The 16,468-nt window shown below is 61.8% G+C and carries 17 protein-coding genes and 2 pseudogenes; 15 read left to right on the top strand and 4 right to left on the bottom strand.

Annotated features, from left to right (window positions below; genetic code table 11):
• The first annotated feature begins 125 nt into the window (after positions 1–125).
• Positions 126–1,345: pseudogene (locus ACFVSJ_RS19745) on the top strand (IS110 family transposase).
• 89 nt (positions 1,346–1,434) lie between these two features.
• On the opposite strand, the gene ACFVSJ_RS19740 reads toward ACFVSJ_RS19745, so the two are convergent.
• The 3 genes from ACFVSJ_RS19740 to ACFVSJ_RS19730 all read right to left on the bottom strand — a co-directional run bounded on the left by ACFVSJ_RS19740 (position 1,435) and on the right by ACFVSJ_RS19730 (position 3,687).
• Complete coding sequence (locus ACFVSJ_RS19740; protein ID WP_387438749.1) at positions 1,435–2,076, bottom strand: hypothetical protein; 642 nt, start codon at positions 2,074–2,076, stop codon at positions 1,435–1,437.
• A gap of 378 nt (positions 2,077–2,454) precedes the next feature.
• Positions 2,455–2,970, bottom strand: a complete 516-nt coding sequence (locus ACFVSJ_RS19735; protein ID WP_387438748.1) for a DUF5067 domain-containing protein — start codon at positions 2,968–2,970, stop codon at positions 2,455–2,457.
• A 189-nt stretch (positions 2,971–3,159) separates the two neighbouring features.
• Positions 3,160–3,687 carry a hypothetical protein gene (locus ACFVSJ_RS19730; protein WP_387438746.1) on the bottom strand — a complete coding sequence of 176 codons (528 nt, stop codon included), beginning with the start codon at positions 3,685–3,687 and terminating at the stop codon, positions 3,160–3,162.
• 505 nt (positions 3,688–4,192) lie between these two features.
• Between ACFVSJ_RS19730 and ACFVSJ_RS19725 the strand changes: the two genes are divergently transcribed.
• The 4 genes from ACFVSJ_RS19725 (at position 4,193) to ACFVSJ_RS19710 (ending at position 7,910) form a co-directional block, all read left to right on the top strand.
• Positions 4,193–4,645, top strand: coding sequence for a recombinase family protein (locus ACFVSJ_RS19725; protein WP_387438745.1), 453 nt, complete (start codon positions 4,193–4,195; stop codon positions 4,643–4,645).
• A 363-nt stretch (positions 4,646–5,008) separates the two neighbouring features.
• On the top strand, positions 5,009–5,917 hold the full coding sequence (gene dprA / locus ACFVSJ_RS19720; RefSeq protein WP_387438744.1) for a DNA-processing protein DprA: 909 nt from the start codon (positions 5,009–5,011) through the stop codon (positions 5,915–5,917).
• Positions 5,918–6,556: 639 nt separating this feature from the next.
• The gene (locus tag ACFVSJ_RS19715) at positions 6,557–7,576 is read left to right on the top strand and encodes a DUF4192 domain-containing protein (RefSeq protein WP_387438742.1); all 1,020 of its coding nucleotides are present in this window, start codon (positions 6,557–6,559) and stop codon (positions 7,574–7,576) included.
• Between the two features lie 187 nt (positions 7,577–7,763).
• Positions 7,764–7,910: a hypothetical protein gene (locus ACFVSJ_RS19710; protein WP_387438740.1), complete on the top strand. Its 147-nt coding sequence runs from the start codon at positions 7,764–7,766 to the stop codon at positions 7,908–7,910.
• Positions 7,911–8,273: 363 nt separating this feature from the next.
• Here ACFVSJ_RS19710 and ACFVSJ_RS19705 read toward each other — a convergent pair whose 3' ends face one another.
• Positions 8,274–8,531 carry a hypothetical protein gene (locus tag ACFVSJ_RS19705; RefSeq protein WP_387438739.1) on the bottom strand — a complete coding sequence of 86 codons (258 nt, stop codon included), beginning with the start codon at positions 8,529–8,531 and terminating at the stop codon, positions 8,274–8,276.
• A 1,043-nt stretch (positions 8,532–9,574) separates the two neighbouring features.
• Between ACFVSJ_RS19705 and ACFVSJ_RS19700 the strand changes: the two are divergent.
• The 10 genes and pseudogenes from ACFVSJ_RS19700 (at position 9,575) to ACFVSJ_RS19655 (ending at position 16,444) form a co-directional block, all read left to right on the top strand.
• Positions 9,575–10,913, top strand: a pseudogene (locus ACFVSJ_RS19700) (ParB/RepB/Spo0J family partition protein).
• 264 nt (positions 10,914–11,177) lie between these two features.
• Positions 11,178–11,525, top strand: coding sequence for a hypothetical protein (locus ACFVSJ_RS19695; protein ID WP_387438738.1), 348 nt, complete (start codon positions 11,178–11,180; stop codon positions 11,523–11,525).
• Between the two features lie 365 nt (positions 11,526–11,890).
• On the top strand, positions 11,891–12,484 hold the full coding sequence (locus tag ACFVSJ_RS19690; protein ID WP_387438736.1) for an RNA polymerase sigma factor: 594 nt from the start codon (positions 11,891–11,893) through the stop codon (positions 12,482–12,484).
• Entirely contained in the window at positions 12,481–13,296 is an 816-nt protein-coding gene (locus tag ACFVSJ_RS19685; protein ID WP_387438735.1) for a peptidase M56 family protein, read from the top strand. The genes ACFVSJ_RS19690 and ACFVSJ_RS19685 overlap by 4 nt, the downstream gene beginning before the upstream one ends.
• 136 nt (positions 13,297–13,432) lie before the next feature.
• Entirely contained in the window at positions 13,433–13,675 is a 243-nt protein-coding gene (locus ACFVSJ_RS19680; protein ID WP_387438733.1) for a hypothetical protein, read from the top strand.
• Between the two features lie 542 nt (positions 13,676–14,217).
• Positions 14,218–14,484 (top strand): glutaredoxin family protein, encoded by a 267-nt coding sequence (locus ACFVSJ_RS19675; RefSeq protein ID WP_387438731.1) that lies wholly within the window; start codon positions 14,218–14,220, stop codon positions 14,482–14,484.
• 5 nt (positions 14,485–14,489) lie between these two features.
• Positions 14,490–15,347 (top strand): single-stranded DNA-binding protein, encoded by an 858-nt coding sequence (locus tag ACFVSJ_RS19670; RefSeq protein ID WP_387438730.1) that lies wholly within the window; start codon positions 14,490–14,492, stop codon positions 15,345–15,347.
• A gap of 9 nt (positions 15,348–15,356) precedes the next feature.
• A complete protein-coding gene (locus tag ACFVSJ_RS19665; protein ID WP_387438728.1) occupies positions 15,357–15,746 on the top strand; it encodes a hypothetical protein in 390 nt (129 codons plus the stop codon).
• A gap of 2 nt (positions 15,747–15,748) precedes the next feature.
• Positions 15,749–16,006: a hypothetical protein gene (locus ACFVSJ_RS19660; protein ID WP_387438726.1), complete on the top strand. Its 258-nt coding sequence runs from the start codon at positions 15,749–15,751 to the stop codon at positions 16,004–16,006.
• Between the two features lie 153 nt (positions 16,007–16,159).
• On the top strand, positions 16,160–16,444 hold the full coding sequence (locus tag ACFVSJ_RS19655; RefSeq protein ID WP_387438725.1) for a hypothetical protein: 285 nt from the start codon (positions 16,160–16,162) through the stop codon (positions 16,442–16,444).
• Positions 16,445–16,468 lie beyond the last annotated feature (24 nt).

The raw sequence follows: 16,468 nt of genomic DNA, 5'->3' as shown, positions 1-16,468 counted from the left end.
TGGCCGCCCGCCACCCCGCGATGACCCGACCGCTGATTGAGAGACGCGACATGATCGCCGGATAAGGACACGACGGCGCGGTTATCTGCTGGGCTCTTCCCATCCAACAGACTGGAGGCTGTTCTTTGGCGAAATTATGGACCGGTATCGACGCCGGCAAAGGTCACCACTACTGCGTTGTGCTCGATGCTGAGGGAAACCGGCTGCTCTCCCAAAAAGTCCGCAACGACGAAGCAGAGCTGCTCAAACTCTTGGGCACCGTCCTGGACTTGTCCGAGGGCGACCGAGTGGTGTGGGCGACGGACTTGAACCACGGCGGACCGGCACTGTTGATCGCCTTGCTCGTGGGACACGGCCAGGACCTTCTGTATATACCTGGACGCACCGTGCATCACGCCTCGAAGATCTACCGCGGTGACGGTAAGACAGACGCGAAAGATGCCGCAGTTATAGCTGACCAAGCCCGCATGCGGACTGACCTGCAACCTTTACGGGCTGGGGATGAGATCAGCGTCGGGCTGCGGCTGCTGACCGCCAGGCGGACTGACAAGTCAGCAGACACCGGGTGAGGGCCATTAACCGGATGAAGGCTCTCCTTCTTGAGTACTTCCCTGCGTTGGAACGGGCCTTCGACTACACCCGTTCCAAAGGCGCGCTGTTCCTGTTGATCAAGCACCGGACTCCGGACGGGATCCGCCGTGCCGGCCAAGCGAGGATTCACACGTGGCTCAAGAAGCACGGCACCCGTTCCTCAGCCGCCGTCGCCAAGGCCGCGTTCGAGGCAGCAAATTCCCAGCACACCATCGTGCCCGCCCAACACGGGGCCGAGGGAATCGTCGCTGCACTCGCTCGCGAGATCACCAGCTTGAACGAAGAACTGGCTGAACTGGACGCACTGATCGCGGAAAAGGTCGCCGAACACCATCACACCGAGGTGTTGCTGAGCATGCCCGGCTTCGGTCCGGTCCTCGCTGCCGAATTCCTTGGGGCAACGGGTGGAGATCTCACTGTTTTTCAGTCCGCTGACCGGTTCGCCGGTGTTGTTGGGCTCGCGCCGGCGCCGCGGGATTCGGGCAGGATCAGCGGCAACAACCACCGGCCAAAACGCTACGACCGGCGGCTGCTGCGTGTCTTCTACCTCTCGGGGCTCTCGGCGCTGAAATCATGTCAGGTATCGCGGACGTACTACGACCGAAAACGGGTGGAAGGGAAATCCCACATACAAGCGATGCTCTCGCTGGCCCGCCGACGGCTCAATGTCTTGTGGGCCATGCTCCGTGACGGCACCACCTACACCCCGGCCCCGGTATTGCCGCAACTGCGGCGGCAGCAGTTGGCGGCCTGACTCCACAGCAACGATGAATCAACAGCGGCCCGAGGCAAGCGACAGGACGGCAGCCACGACCACGGGCAGGACCGGGTTATTGAGTGGATTTACCCCTTCACGTCTTCCTCAGGCCAGTATTTCTGGACTCCTGCAGCGGCCTCTCGAAGCTGAACGCCGTTGAGGGTGATGGAACTTTCGGGCATGCCCATGTCGGTCCACTGGGCGACCAGGCGCAGGTCCCCGGCAGGCGGCAGAGGCCAGAGCCAGAGTGCGGCGTTTGCTGACATGTCGTCTTCCCCGCCATTACCGCCCTTGGGCCGGTATTCGAAGACTGGGCTCGAAGGTTCCTGGTCCATCGGCCTGTGCCCGTACATGGCAAGGGATGAGCTGCTGGCCTTGGTGCCGTCTGGGAACTGGACTCCGAACAGGAGGATGGAGTCGGCAGAAATGCCGCCCTCGCGCATTTGCGGTGCGGGACGGTGAAAGACGGCATTGATCTCCGACCATTTCCGGTCCTCCTGGTCGGTGCGACGCAGAATCCAGTTCAGGTCAATGATGCATCCGGTGGAGTAGACCTTCACGGCCTCAGCAGCCATCACAAAAGTCGGTGACTTGTGGAGAAACTGACCCACCGGGAGGATCGCGGGCAGTTCGTAGCGCGGTGGCGCCGTCCAGGGAGGCGGTGTGAACCGCGGTGTCCGTGGGCGGGGAGGCGGTACTGGGATCGAGTAGTCCTGGAAGAAGGTCACGGTCGTTCCTACGGGTTCGATGGCTGCGACCGACCAGCGGAGAACGGCGTGCGCCGCGTTGGATCCCCCAATCCGTCCTTACCGGCCCCAGTCTAGCCACGCATCACAGACCTGGGGATTCTTAATGCCGGAGCGCAGGCACGAGCTGCCGTATGCCGGTGGCTGTCCCGAGGCTCCATGCGCCCGGTAGGGGATCCTTTACCGGACGGGCCCCATGGACCCGACCGAAGCCCCAAGCCACAGCGTCGCAATCCATTCTTTGGGCAAAGTCCGCTCAGTTACACCAAGGGACTTGCTTGCATCCAGATGACGCAAGCAAGTCCCTTTAGGAAGCTACCTTCCCTTCAGCATGAAGGGCTCACGTGGGCGGTTCTCTGTCTATTGGAGCTTGTATGTAACCTTGCCGATCTCGCCTGATCCCAGGCCCTTGGTCGCTACAAGATCTACATCTGTGGTGAGATCGTCAAGCTCGTAGGCGATGGCGTTTTCGACTGTTCCGCCCTTCTTGACCTTCTCAGTTTGGCTACTCAGGAATCTGTCATCAGGCAAAGAACCTACATCGAGTTTGTTTTCGGCGTTCGGGTTGTTGTCCTGGTACGCCGTGATAGAGAATATAAAGTTCATCGGGCTGACTTCTTTGTCGCCGTTATTTGTCACTTTGTACCAGAAAGCAATCACAGGCTTCTTGCCATACTCGTTGCCTTTTTCGCCCACCTGGATGACCTTGTGGTCAGTGATCTCAATCTTCAAATCAGGCGTGGTGAGCACTCCAGACTCAAAGGTCGAGTCAGCTTTGGACGCTGATGGTGTTGAGCTAGCTTGGGTTGAGCTACTTGCATTGGTGCTGCTGCCATTAGCCGACGTCGTCCCGCAACCGCCAACCAAGACTGCCACGGACACACATACAATATTTACCAACGACCGCTTCATAAATTCCCCTTTGTCCCCTGCCTGAATACAGGCTCATGTCTACAAACAAGAACTTTATCAAGATCGGGGTTAGTTACACCGTGGCCAAATATTATTACGCACCGTATCAACAAGAGTTCCGGATTTATGTTACTTGCGTTAAAACGCAGACCACTATTCAGCGGAGTCGAAATTGTGCTTGGGGTTAGCGCCCAGACCACTTGCACGCACAACCCTTCCTGACCCGTTGAGGTACACATCGACTGTTACTAGGTCGCCGTCACGACACGTGAGTTCAGAACTTACTGATTCTCCGTCGTCGTAGGTCTCCCAAGGGGATGTGATTCTGCAGTTTTCTATTGCACGCATGACGGCCTTCGCGTTGAAGAGCACGTCTGATGCGATGTACTCAAAGGCTGTCCCATCGCCGCCAGCAGCTAACGCTTCGATCAGGGTTCCTGCAGTTTTCGCTTCCGCAGCGGTCGCTGAGCGGTTGCCTTTCTCCAAAGAATTCAGTTCGTCTTCAACTTCCTTGTTGATGTGTTTCTCAGCTCCCGTTGGTCGGGCTGAGTTCGATGCCGTCAGCCACACGTATCCCGCCGCTACAACCAGTACGAGCAGAAACCCGATCAACACACGCGTCGGTGTGTCCATAGCCTTTCGACGCGGATTCTTCGGATCGAACCATGTCACGTCGCTCATTGGCACTTGCCGCGGCTCCGGTGATGGATTCCCCTGTGGCGGTTGTCTAGGAGGAATAGGGCGGCCCGTGGAGACGTCAAGGACACGCACACCTGACAGCTGCGTTAACGGCAATGTTTGTAACCATTGATTCCCGTCCCAGTAGCTTGCTACGTCAGGGCGAGCTCGATCCCAGTACCAGGCTGCAGTGTGCACTCTCTACCCGTTTCTCAAAGCCCGGAGGATTCAGCCGGGCGATAAATGTTGTCTTTGATACTGCCATGGCCCGAGGAGCCAATCCGCCTCATGAATGTGAGTGTCAACTTAGACCCTTGTCGTGCGCCCGTAAGGCGGTCTATAGGGCTATCTAACGCGCAGAGCCGATCCGTAAGTACAGGGCACGTGAGACACACCAGAACCGCACAACTACCGCGCGGGTCTCAACCCGTGATCAGATCCCGGACAGCTAGACAGACGCGCTGGACGCCGCCGGCTCCGGGAGGTCTTCGCCGACCAATCCTCCGGAGTGCTTGCCCGACGGGCACAGCTTGATGCCGCACTGGACTACCTGCGTCCCGGCGACACGCTCGTCGTGACCAAACTCGACCGGCTCGGCCGATCCGTCCGGAACCTCAAGGACATCGCCGAATGGCTTCCGGACCACGGTGTGGGGCTGAAGGCCATCTCCCAGGGCATTGACACCACGACCCCTGGCGGCCGGCTGTTCTTCCATCTCCTCGCCGCGATTGCCGAGTTCGAGCACGACCTCTTCGTCGAACGCACCCAGGACGGCCTGGCCGCTGCGCTTGCCAGGGGCCGCAAAGGCGGCGGCAGGGTCAAAATGACCCCCACGAAAGCTCAACAGGCCCGGACGATGTACGACCAAAAGATCTACACGGTTCAGGAAATCGCCGAGACGCTCGGCGTCTCCCGCGTAACCATCTACCGCCACCTCGGCCCGAGCAGCGAACGCTGCTAAACCTCCGGCACGGTTGCAAGAGAGCCCGCGCGGTGACCCACGGGGAATCGGTCCTCGCTGCGCTCGGGCTGCAGAAGCATTTTCTTGTTTTGGCTGCTGTCCCAAGGGATTTTACGTTCCCGCTCCAGCCCGTCTAGCCCCTCCGTGAACTCCGGGGCCTGCGTGCCAAAAATTCTTCAGCCAGGATCCTCGCCCGCTCGGTCCTCCAATATTTTTTGGCCCTTGCCACAGCGGTAGACAGACCTCCGACGGGAACAGCTCCGCAAGCTTCGCCAGCAGCCAAAACAACGAACGGGGGGAGGGGAAGCTGGCCACTCACCACGAGTACCCCACCCACCACATCCTCAGCAAAGGACGCACATCATGAACGACCGCATCGCACGCGCCGCACTGACCCGCCTGTTCGACCCGCAAGACCCAACCGGGCGTGCCGTCGTCGGCACCTTGGGCGCCTACGCTGCTCTCCGCATCGTCACGGGAGAGCAGCCGGTGCACACCTTCGCCCACATTACCGACGACGAGCTTGCAAATGGGCTGCGGCGCTGGCGTGAGCGTCTGCCCGACGTCGACGCCGAAAAAGATCTTGCGACCATTGAGCGTCTGGGCGGCGGGTTCCTCATCCCCGGGGACGAGCACTGGCCGACCGGGCTGGATGACCTGCCTGATGCCCCGTACGGGCTGTGGTACCGCGGAGACATCACTCACGGGATCCCCGCCCCGAAACTTGCGATCGCGTTGACCGGTTCCCGGGATTCCACCAGCTACGGCGCGGCCGTGACCGGTGACATGGCCCATGAGCTGGCCCGGCGCGGTATCTGCATTGTTTCCGGACTTGGCTACGGGATCGATGCCCACGCCCACCGCTCCGCCCTCAACGGATTCGCTGGTGAGGGCCCGGCAACGATCGCCGTTGTCGCTGGTGGCCTTGACCGGGACTACCCGGCCGGGAACGCCGACCTCGCCGCAGCCATCCGCGTCCACGGATTGATCGTGTCCGAACAGCCCACGGGCACGGCACCTACTAGGTACCGGTTCCTGCAGCGGGGCAGGTTGATTGCGGCGCTGGCTGGGGTGACCTGTATTGTGGAGGCCCGCTGGCGCTCAGGCGCCCTGCACACCGCCCACCAGGCCGAAACCATCGCCCGCCACGTCGCAGCAATTCCGGGGTCCGTCCACAGCGCGAACTCCGCAGGCTGCCACCGGTTGATTCGCGACGGCGGCGCCGTCCTAGTCACCGAGGCCAACGAACTGGCCGAGCTGCTCGCCAGCTAGCCCGCACAGGTGGCCGGGACCTGCGAAGGTCCCGGCCACAGCCCACTCTGCGGAGTCGGACCACGTGGCACCTAACTCCTGGTGGGCCGCCCACCTTCGTGTGGGCGGGGCGGTCCGCCGTCGTGGTTGGCGGCCGTGGGTGGTGCCGGCGGCGGACCGCCACTGCACAGCTTGGTCCCGGGTCACGGAGGGTGCTGTGTCGCACCGGCAGGGGTCCAAGCTTGGGTGCGTAGGTGGGGTGCTGGAGGGCCGGCTCGCCAGGGCGAACCGGGAAACGGGCGTCCACTTCGTGGCCGGCTGTTCGCTGGTGCCGGTCCGTCGCAGAGCTCCCGCCCGTCACCACCTGTCGTGTCTACGACGTTTTGGCTGCTGTCCCAAGGGATTTTACGTTCCCGCTCCAGCCCGTCTAGCCCCTCCGTGAACTCCGGGGCCTGCGTGCCAAAAATTCTTCAGCCAGGATCCTCGCCCGCTCGGTCCTCCAATATTTTTTGGCCCTTGCCACAGCGGTAGACAGACCTCCGACGGGAACAGCTCCGCAAGCTTCGCCAGCAGCCAAAACAACGAACGGGGGGAGGGGAAGCTGGCCACTCACCACGAGTACCCCACCCACCACATCCTCAGCAAAGGACAAAGGAAACCATGACGAACCAACTCCGCATCACCAGCCCCGCCGACATCCTCAGCTACATCCCGCACACCCTCGGCTTCGCGCCCCGGGAATCCTTCGTGTTCATCACCATGCGCGGGAACATGCTCGGCGCGACCCTGCGCGTCGACGCACCGAGGGACTCGGACACGGCAGGCTTCGCCCGGGCCATGGCCGACTACCTCGCACTGGACACCGTCGCGAACGGCGCCGTACTGGCCGTCTACACCGACCAGCCCGCCGCCACTGGCGCGGCCCGCCCGTTTCAGGATCACCTCGAGGCGATCATCGAGACCCTCGACGCCTCCGGGGTTCCCCTGAGGGACGCGTGGTTGGTGACCTCCGAGCACTGGAAGAACCTGCTCTGCGATGACCCCCAGTGCTGCCCCACCGAGTCGTTGGAGTCCATCACGGACGGGCAGTTGAACGCCGAAATGGTCTTCCGCGGCAGCAGCTACAAGGCCGCCCCGGGCACCACGTACCCGGCGTTCAGCGGCCCGGCCGACACCGCCGACCAGATCGAATACGCTGGGCACGTGCTGCAGTACAGCGAGGAAATCAACGGCCCCGAACTGTGGAACCAGACCATCGAACAGGGCCAACCAGTCAGCCCGGAAACGGCCGTGAAACTGCTCGCCTGCTTCCAGCAACCCGGCCTGCGCGATGTGCTGATGTGCACCGTGATCGAACCCGAACGCACCACCGCCGAGGGATGCGGATACCTGCTCATCGGTGATGGCATCACCCCGGACTGGGCCCGGGTCGACCGGGCGCAGGACACCTGCAAGGAACTGATCACCGCCGCCCCGGAAACCTACCGGGCACCGCTGCTGACCGTGATCGGCTGGCTCTCCTACCTCAAAGGCCAATCATCGGTCGCGGCCGAACACTTCACCGCCGCGCTGGAGGACGTGCCCGGGTACCGGATGGCTGAACTGATGGAAGAAATCATCGGCAACGGCAGGATCGCGCCCGTCGCCACCGACGAGACCACCGGTTACAAGAAGCGCTAGCCCGAGCAGGGGCCGGGACCGGCAACGGTTCCGGCCCCACCGGAGCGTCGGCGGCCTCCCCCGCTTCGCTCCGCCGGCCGCCGATCCAACGCTGACGCGGGCGAAGCAACGCGGCAAACACAAGGAACCATGCCGTCGGGCTACAGTGGAAGAACCACCGATCCACGAACGCCAGGGAGCAGCGCCAATGAGCCACGACTTCGTCCTCACCGAGGAAGACGCGCCCTCCGGGAACACCCACGCCGAAGACATCCTGGAACTGAGCATGCTCACCATGGACCAGAGCACTGCCGTCGTGGACATCTCCTGGGAGAGAAACCCGCAAGTCTTCTAACCCCCTGCAGCGACGACGCTGCACCCACGAATTTCCTTTTGCTGAGGGAAAACAGGAAGAGTCGACACCACTTGGGTGCCGGCTCTTCCGCCATTCCAAGGACCGGGCGGTCCGCCGTCGTGGCCGGCATCCAGGGGTGGTTGCCGGCGGCGGACCGCCACAGCACAGATTGGTCTGCGACTGCGGGCCTTGGCGCGGCCTACCTGCCGTGGTCCACGCCTTGGGAGTGAAGGCGGGGTGCTTCAGGAGCGGCTCGCCAGGGCGAACCGGAAAAGGGCGTCCACTTCGTGGCCGGCTGTTGGGTGGCGACGGTCGGCCCGCAGAGCTCCGGCCCGCGGCACCAAGCAATCGTCGGGCAGGGTTTCATGGTGCCGGCGGCGGCTCGATCAAGAAAGTGCCAAGGCGGTTGCCGATATCCGTCGTCGTCCAGAATGAGACCGTCTGCCGGCCTTCGGGCGTCTCGATGTCGATGCTGATGGTGAAACCGGGCTGGTCTCCGATCGCTTGACCAACGCCGAAACCGACTAGTTGGTTGGGCGGGAGGTCTTCACCCATGAGTATGCGGAGTTCGTCTGGCCGCTCCGCGCCGGTGTCCTGGACGCCAACGATTTCGTGGAGCATCCAGCGGTCTCCTCGCTTCAAAGCCGCACCGTGGCTTCCACAGACAGGCGCGTCCCATCGCAAACCGTGGCCCAGCGGGAAGGAACCGGTGGCTGTCTCCGGGCATCGCAACACAGAACAGATGGCCATGCTTGCGATGGTAGCCAAAGGGTGAAGGAAGCGTCTGAACGGTCAAGCCGACATGCTGGTCACCTCACGTTCCTGGACAGCCTGTTCGGTCAGTCATTCTGAGATCGCCGAGGAAGTGTCGGAAGGACAGTGCGGCCAGGCACGTCAGTTCTGTGGGTCACACCGGCTCGCCAGGGCGAACCGGGAAACGGGCGTCCACTTCGTGGCCGGCTGTTCGCTGGTGCCGGTCCGTCGCAGGGCTCCGGCCCGTCACCACCTGTCGTGTCTACGACGTTTTGGCTGCTGTCCCAAGGGATTTTACGTTCCCGCTCCAGCCCGTCTAGCCCCTCCGTGAACTCCGGGGCCTGCGTGCCAAAAATTCTTCAGCCAGGATCCTCGCCCGCTCGGTCCTCCAATATTTTTTGGCCCTTGCCACAGCGGTAGACAGACCTCCGACGGGAACAGCTCCGCAAGCTTCGCCAGCAGCCAAAACAACGAACGGGGGGAGGGGAAGCTGGCCACTCACCACGAGCGCCCCACCCACCAAACGGAGTACGGCCATGCAAAACAAAGACTCGAAAGAACCCTGGCCCATCGGCCCTACGGAGCGGGGACCGCCACCTGAATATCCCGCTGGAATCACGTTGACAACATCATTGAGATTCCTGCGGATCGTACGGTTCCGCTCCGGCTCAAGCTCCTGACCCCTCCGCAAGCTCCGGGGCCCTGCGGCACCGGAATTCTTCGACGGCGCTTTGCTTATTTCCTTTCGAAGATTTCCGCCACCTTGCCCAGGGGAGGAGACCGCCGGATCGGCCCCGTAGAGCACTACGTGCCAGCAACAAAAAACCAATCGGAGGGGACAAGGGGAGCTGGCCGGTCACGAGAGCGCCCCACCCACCAACTTCTCGGACACCAGAAGAAGGAACAACACCATGAACGCAGCACCCACGCTGGAAATGCTCGACCCCGCCACCTTGACCGTGGACATCAACGTCCGCAAAGACGCAGCCCTGACGCCTGACTTCGTTGCCAGCATCAAAGAACACGGCGTGATGGAGCCGGTCATCGCGCACCGCAAAGAGGACGGCACCGTGCACGTGTTGATGGGCCAGCGCCGCACCCTCGGAGCCGTCGAAGCGCAGCGGTCCGTGATTCCGGTGATGATCATCAGCACACCCGAGGAAGCCGAACGCATCGTTACACAGGTCGTGGAGAACATCCAGCGGGCTGAACTGAGCGACGCGGACGAAGCCGACGCGTACCACCAGCTGTCCCTGATCGGCGTTCCAGCAGCGGCGATCGCCAAGAAAACCGGACGGACCAAAACCGCCGTCGAGGGCGCGTTGAAGGCCAAGGCCTCCGTGGCCGGAACCGCCGCCCTCGGCAAGGGCCCTGACCATCGACGAGGCCCTCCTGATGGCCGAGTTCGAGGAGGACGAGGAAGCGACACTTGAGCTGGAATCGGTCCTCCAAGACGAACCGGACCAGTTGGTCCACGTCGCCCAGCAACTCCGGGACGCACGCGCCCACGCTGCTGCACTGGCGGCGTTCACCACGGAACTGGAAGCATCCGGGAGGACCATCGTTGACAGGCCTGGCTACTACGACGATGAAACCGCCCGGGTCAGTTTCCTGAACCGGGCCGACGGAGAACCCGCGACCGAGGAAGACGCCACCGCCGTGTACATCGAGCAGGACTACAAGGGCGACTGCTCAGCGGTTCCGGTGATCGTTGGATGGAAGAAACTCGGCTTCAAGGACCGGAACCGCTTCTCCTCATCGGCCAACACCGGCCCCATGACCGAGGAACAGAAGGCCGAACGGAAAACCCTGATCGCCAACAACAAGGCCATGGAATCGGCCACGACCGTGCGCCGCGACTTCGTAAAAGACCTGTTGGCGAAGAAGCAGGCACCGAAGGGCTGGCAGCACTTCATCGTCCACGCGCTCACCCACCACCCTGAAACGGCCAGCGGCTACGACGGCAAGGTGGCCGCTGGCATGGTGGGAGCGAAGACCGAGGGAGAGAAGTCGTGGTCATGGAACCCGCTGCGGGACCACGTCGCCAAGACCACGGCACGGCCCGAGTTCGCCTTGATCGCCCTCGTCTGTGCAGGGTATGAGAAGACCATTGCCAAGGACTCATGGCGCAGGCCCGGGCAAAGCCACCGGGACTACCTGAACCAGCTCCTCACCTGGGGGTACACGGCAAGTGAGACCGAACAGATGATCATCGACAGCGGCACACCAGCCGAAGAAGAAACGGCCTAAGCGAGACCCTGCCGGGCGGAACCCCACCGCCCGGCAAGGGCACCCGCCCCACTCACCACGGCAGGGCCGGGAACCTCGCGCACGCCGGGCGGTCCGCCGCCCCTGGGCGAACCACAGCAGCCACTCACCAGCGGCGGACCGCCAGTCAACGCCACCCCGCGCACACCCACCAAGTACCGCGCCACCAGCCCGAGCCAGATACACCACGCAACTTTGTCCGAACTCCCCGCTAGTCTGCGGAAAGCGTCCACGACAGGAGTACCCATGACCAAACCGCCCATCCCCGACAACTCTTTCACGGACTTCCTCAACAGCGTCTTCGGCGCCCTGGACCCCTCACTGCTGGCCATGGTGATGATCAGCACCGCGTTTGCCGCGGTGTACCTTGGGGCAGCTGCGCACCTCCGACGAGGGGTATCCAAATCCATGGACCTCGCTTTCGCCCTTGCCATCGCGTCGCCCATCACGGGCCTGCTTGTCCTGGGCCGTAGCGGGCTGGTCTGGGGACTCATTACTGGAGGATTCGCGCTCGTCATCGGGCTGTTCCTTTGGGGGACGGCGCGCGGCAAACCCACCAAGAACCAGCCAGGCAACATCGGACGGGCCCGTTAGACTGAACCATAGATTTCCTTTGTCCGAGGAGAGCGAAACAGGACCGGCCCGCGCCGGTCTTGTTTTGTTTAACCCGCCAAAGCCCCAACCGCCTCCAACTACGGCTCTGCTCGATCTGCTCAAGTTCCAGCCACCCCCCCAAGGAAACCCAGCCCACCGTCTTGGCTGTCAGGCACGAAGGCGAAGGAGCCCGCGGAATTGACGCCACCGCCATATCGGAATTGCTCCCTGTGTCTAAGAGCCGCTGTTGAGTACGTGGCCTGACTTGTCGGCGGACGGACTGCGGTGGTGCTTGATCTGAATCGGTTGAGCAAATCTTTCCTGAAACGGCGAATCCTTTTGAGCTGTCGCGGACAATACAGAGTATGGGGGACATCGAGGCTCGAGACGACGGCCTGTGGGCACGGAGCCTTGACGGAGACGGACAAGCATTCGGGATGCTGTTTGATCGACATCGTGACAGGGTCTTCCGCCACGCGTACCGAATCTGTGGTGATCGCAGTACGTCCGAGGACGTTATGGCAACAGCTTTTCTGGAGCTATGGCGTCTTCGGAAGAAAGTAGTCCTGGTCGAGGGGTCCGTTCTTCCATGGACACTGGCTACGACAACCAATATCGCAAGGAACGCCCAGCGGGCCGCATTCAGGTACCGGCGAATGCTTGATTCACTCCCACGGCAGGACGAAGCCAGTGTTGACAGCGGTGAGACGGTCTATCTGCAGTCAGCGTTGGACCACGACATGGTGAGTGCCTTGAGGTGCCTAGGAGCCTTGGACCTTCAATTGTTCAGTTTGGTGGCTTTCGAGGGCTATACGGTTGCTGCGGCCGCCGAGATTCTCCGGCTCTCGCCTTCCGCCGCGAAGAGCAGGATGCATAGGGCCCGCTCGAAAATGAAAAATGCCTTGGAGCGGCAGCAATGGAGCCCGAGTCAGCTGGCCATGGAAGGAGAACGATCATGAACGACCTCAAGGTTAATGACAAATTTAGCCTGGCGCTCCGCCAGGAGCTGGTGGGCAGAGTCGACAAAGCAGCCCCTGTTCGGCGCCGTAAAACAGCACGGCGTTGGATCAGCGTAAGCGTCGTCGTCGGAGCAGGGCTCCTGGGTGGGGTCGGCGCGGCCGCTGCAGGTCTGCTAACGATCCCGGGCGCCCCGCAAATCACCCCTGTCGGAACACCAATCACGAAGAACTACACCGGAACAGCCACCGTGGAGTTCGGGCGCGCACCGGCCGACGCGACAGGCGTTCGGATCAGGCTGACCTGCCTTACGACCGGCTCATGGGCATTTGAATCGGGTGCAACCAGCTCCTGCAAGTCCTCCGACCTTGCAAGCCCAAGTAACGTGACCCAGTACCAGGTCCCGATCAAGCCGGGCAAAGACAGCATGACGATCCGCACTCAGTCTGACAGCCAATGGCAGCTGACATGGAGCTTCATCAATGAACAGCCCACGGACTGGGCTACGAACGACGCCGGCAAAACGTATGGCGCCCAGAATGACAAAGGCCTGCCAGAAATGGTGTTGGTGAAGGCCACTAATGGCGTCATGGGCTATGTCAACAAGAATGAGCTGGAAGACGCCACGGGAGAGGCGGCCGCCCGCACTTTCAAGACCCGAGAAGAGGCCCTCGCCTGGCAGGAGGCCCGGGAAGGTAAGACTTTCAAGATCCCTGTCTATGATTCGGACGGTAAGACGGTCGTGGGGGAGTTCGTCATTGATAACGGCGAGGATCAATCTCCTGGACCCCTGCCCTCGAACCCAACACAGTAATTCTCCAGTAGCGGTACTTTCTTCAGTTTGCAGTTGCCTAATTCATCTGTATGCGGTTACGCGATCGGCGGCTGCCTGCCATAACCCACGGTTAGGATCTATCAACAACAGGGAATGTACCCGGCTTGGGGGAGCTATGAAGTTGATCGTGCTGGCCATTGCCGCTTGGGTGCTAACCGGCCTGATCGCCGTTTTAGGAGTTACCGCTGGTGCCACTATCTGGGCGTATATGGAACCGGTAGTCGATACCGCGCCCATGCCAGTGAGCTACTTCGCGGCAGTCAGTGTCGGTTTCCTGGCCCTGCTCCTTAGCTTGGGTGTCAGCGTAGGTATTACTGTCCTCGCCGCTGGGCGCAATGCCAGCAGCAAGACCTTCTGACCGAAACGGCGGGCGTTTCGTTTCTGCAGGGTGGCACCTGCTCGGGCCCCTTCCCCATGGGACGAAGCTAACTGGCCCGGCCAACCAACCGCGCGACATGCGTTCTCTCAGCAGGGACGACCACAGGAAACCCCTCAGTTACGCGTCAATGAAAGGTCGCCGAGGCGTGACAAGGCTCTTCAAACGGGCCAAAAACCCAAAGATGCTCCCCGCAGGGCTGAATACGCCGGGATCGGTTATCAAGAGGCCTTGTAACACCGGGTGCTGTCTACTCCTATGCAAAGAACGCCAATCTCTGCTCGCAATACCCACAGAGTGGCCTATTGAAGGGGACTTCTGACATTTGTGCCGTTAGCTTCTGAAAATGACATTTCCGCACCACCCAAACCCCGGAGCGCTGGTTCAATCTGAAAACAAAATAGGGTGAAAACCCCTAGAATACGGGTCAAAACCCTGTTAATCCGATTCGATTTGCGCTAGAATGGAGGTAGCAAGTCAGCCAGACGAACCTAACCAAACTGATACGAAACGCAGGACTGAAAATGACTACTTCACCGACCGATTACACGGTCTACACCAAGCCCCAGTGCCCCAACTGCGACCGCACGAAAGAGTACTTCGACTCCAAGGGCATCACATACACGGCCGTGGACATCACCGACGTGCCGGCGGCGCTGGAATACATCACCACCGAGCTCGGCTACTCCCAGGCGCCCGTGATCGTGAACAACGCCGACGACCAGGACCACTGGTCCGGACTTCGACGGGACAAGCTCGTCAACGCGGCCATGAACCACAAAGCAGCGTGAGCGCCGTGACCGACCAGCACCCCGCCGACGGGTTCACGCTCAGCCCCCGCACGTACGTCGACTTGGAAGAGTTCGGACGGATCGCCAACCCTTCTGGCGTCATCAACGTCACCGCCCCTGACCCGTATGAGCCGTTCTTCATCGGCCGGCCCTCCGTGGACGATGACCGCTACCTCGCCGCCATCATGAAGGCGCCCCTCGGAAAGCCCGGATTGTGGGACGAACACACCGCAGACCAAACCCAACCCAACAACCTCACCCACGACGAACCGGGTGGGACCGAACCTCAGAACGAAACCACAACACCCACCGAGAACACCACCAGCGCACGAGGAAAAGGAACCATCATGGCCGGCGAAACCACCATCACTGTCATCGGAAACCTCACCAACGACCCCGAACTCCGCTTCACCCCCAGTGGGTCAGCGGTCGCCAATTTCACGATCGCCTCAACGCCCAGGACCTTCGACCGGCAAGCCAACGAATGGAAGGACGGGGAGACACTGTTCCTCCGGGCTTCAGTGTGGCGGGAAGCGGCCGAGAACGTGGCAGAGTCCCTGACCAAAGGCACCCGCGTGATCGTCAGCGGCCGCCTGAAGTCACGGTCGTATGAGACCAAAGAGGGCGAGAAGCGCACCGTGATCGAGCTCGAGGTCGACGAGATCGGCCCGTCCCTGCGGTACGCGAACGCGAAGGTCAACCGCACCCAGCGCAGCGGCACCCCCGGTGCCGGAAACGGGGGCGGCTTCGGCAACCAGCAAAGCACCGGACAGCCTACCCGGCAGGACGACCCGTGGGGCGTCCCCGCGCAGGCCAACACTGGCTCCTGGGGCAACGGCCCCGACTCCGAACCCCCGTTCTAAACCCCTCCAGTGTCGGGGCCATTTACTACGCTGGCCCCAACACCCTTTACGGAAGCGACGATCACCTTGCTTGCACTGCTCTTAGTTATCGGTTTACTGCTCCTGTCCGTGGCCGGAGTCGTGCTGACGTTCGGCCCGTTGTCTCTGGCAATGCTGGGATCATCGCTAGGCAAAGCCGATGCCATTTACTCTGTCACCGGTATGGTCCTCTGCGTCCTGGCCTTTTGGGGATGGTCGGAATGGTCCCGCACCTCAACCCTGTCGGTTTGGGAATGGATCCTCGCAGCACTCAGGACCATCGCCGGTGTCATCGTATTCGCACTGATCCAGCAAGGCATGGAGAGCGCCAAGGCACGGATCACCAACGACCGGATACACACTGGGAACCAGGACCACTAACGATGACTAGCGGTGGCGCGAAGAAGAACCCGTACTTCACCGAAGCGGACCTGCAGCAGATCCGTGCAGCCGTCCAAGAGGTCGGGACTCTGGAAGGGTATGAGTCCTTGACGGACTTCGTTCAAGGTGCGGCACGCAGGGAACTGCGGCGTCTGCAGCGCAAATACAACGACGGCCGGAAATGGCCAGGTGTCGAAGCTGGTGCACTCCGGCCCGGACGCCGGACCCGGAAAGAAACCGCACGCCGGGAAGACCTGTAACCCCCGCCAGCGTCCCGGCAGGGGGGGCAGAGATGCCTGGGTGTGTTCCAGAGTGCCATGGTGTCGGAGCTGGGGCTACCTTTGCTGGTCCGTCACGCAGCAACCCACGAGCACACAGTTGAAGTGAAATCGAAAGCCAAAAGGAAGGACCACATGCCAGCGACACTAAGAACCAGGATTCAGGAGGCTGCCCTTGGTGTACTCGCGGCCGGGGGAGTGGTCGCTGCGCTGTGGTTCGCGCAGAACGGGTTCATGGCCGCCGCGTTCCTGGGCACCGCGACGATCTGCCTGATTGTGCTCACGTCCGCGGCCCTGATCAGGAGAGACCCTAATGTGTGGGAACCGCGCCTGGACTCACGCCCGGCGACCGCGGCCATTAATGCCCTGTCGATTGTCGTCATCGCCCTCTACGTCCTGGGCCTGTTCTTCATCTTCTAACCCAACAACCGGAAGGAACCTCGC

This window comes from Paenarthrobacter sp. NPDC058040, from assembly GCF_042885775.1.
In the GTDB taxonomy this organism is placed as follows: Bacteria; Actinomycetota; Actinomycetes; order Actinomycetales; family Micrococcaceae; genus Arthrobacter.
The sequence above is the reverse complement of the archived record's forward strand: the minus strand, read 5'-3'. Positions and strand labels throughout refer to the sequence as shown.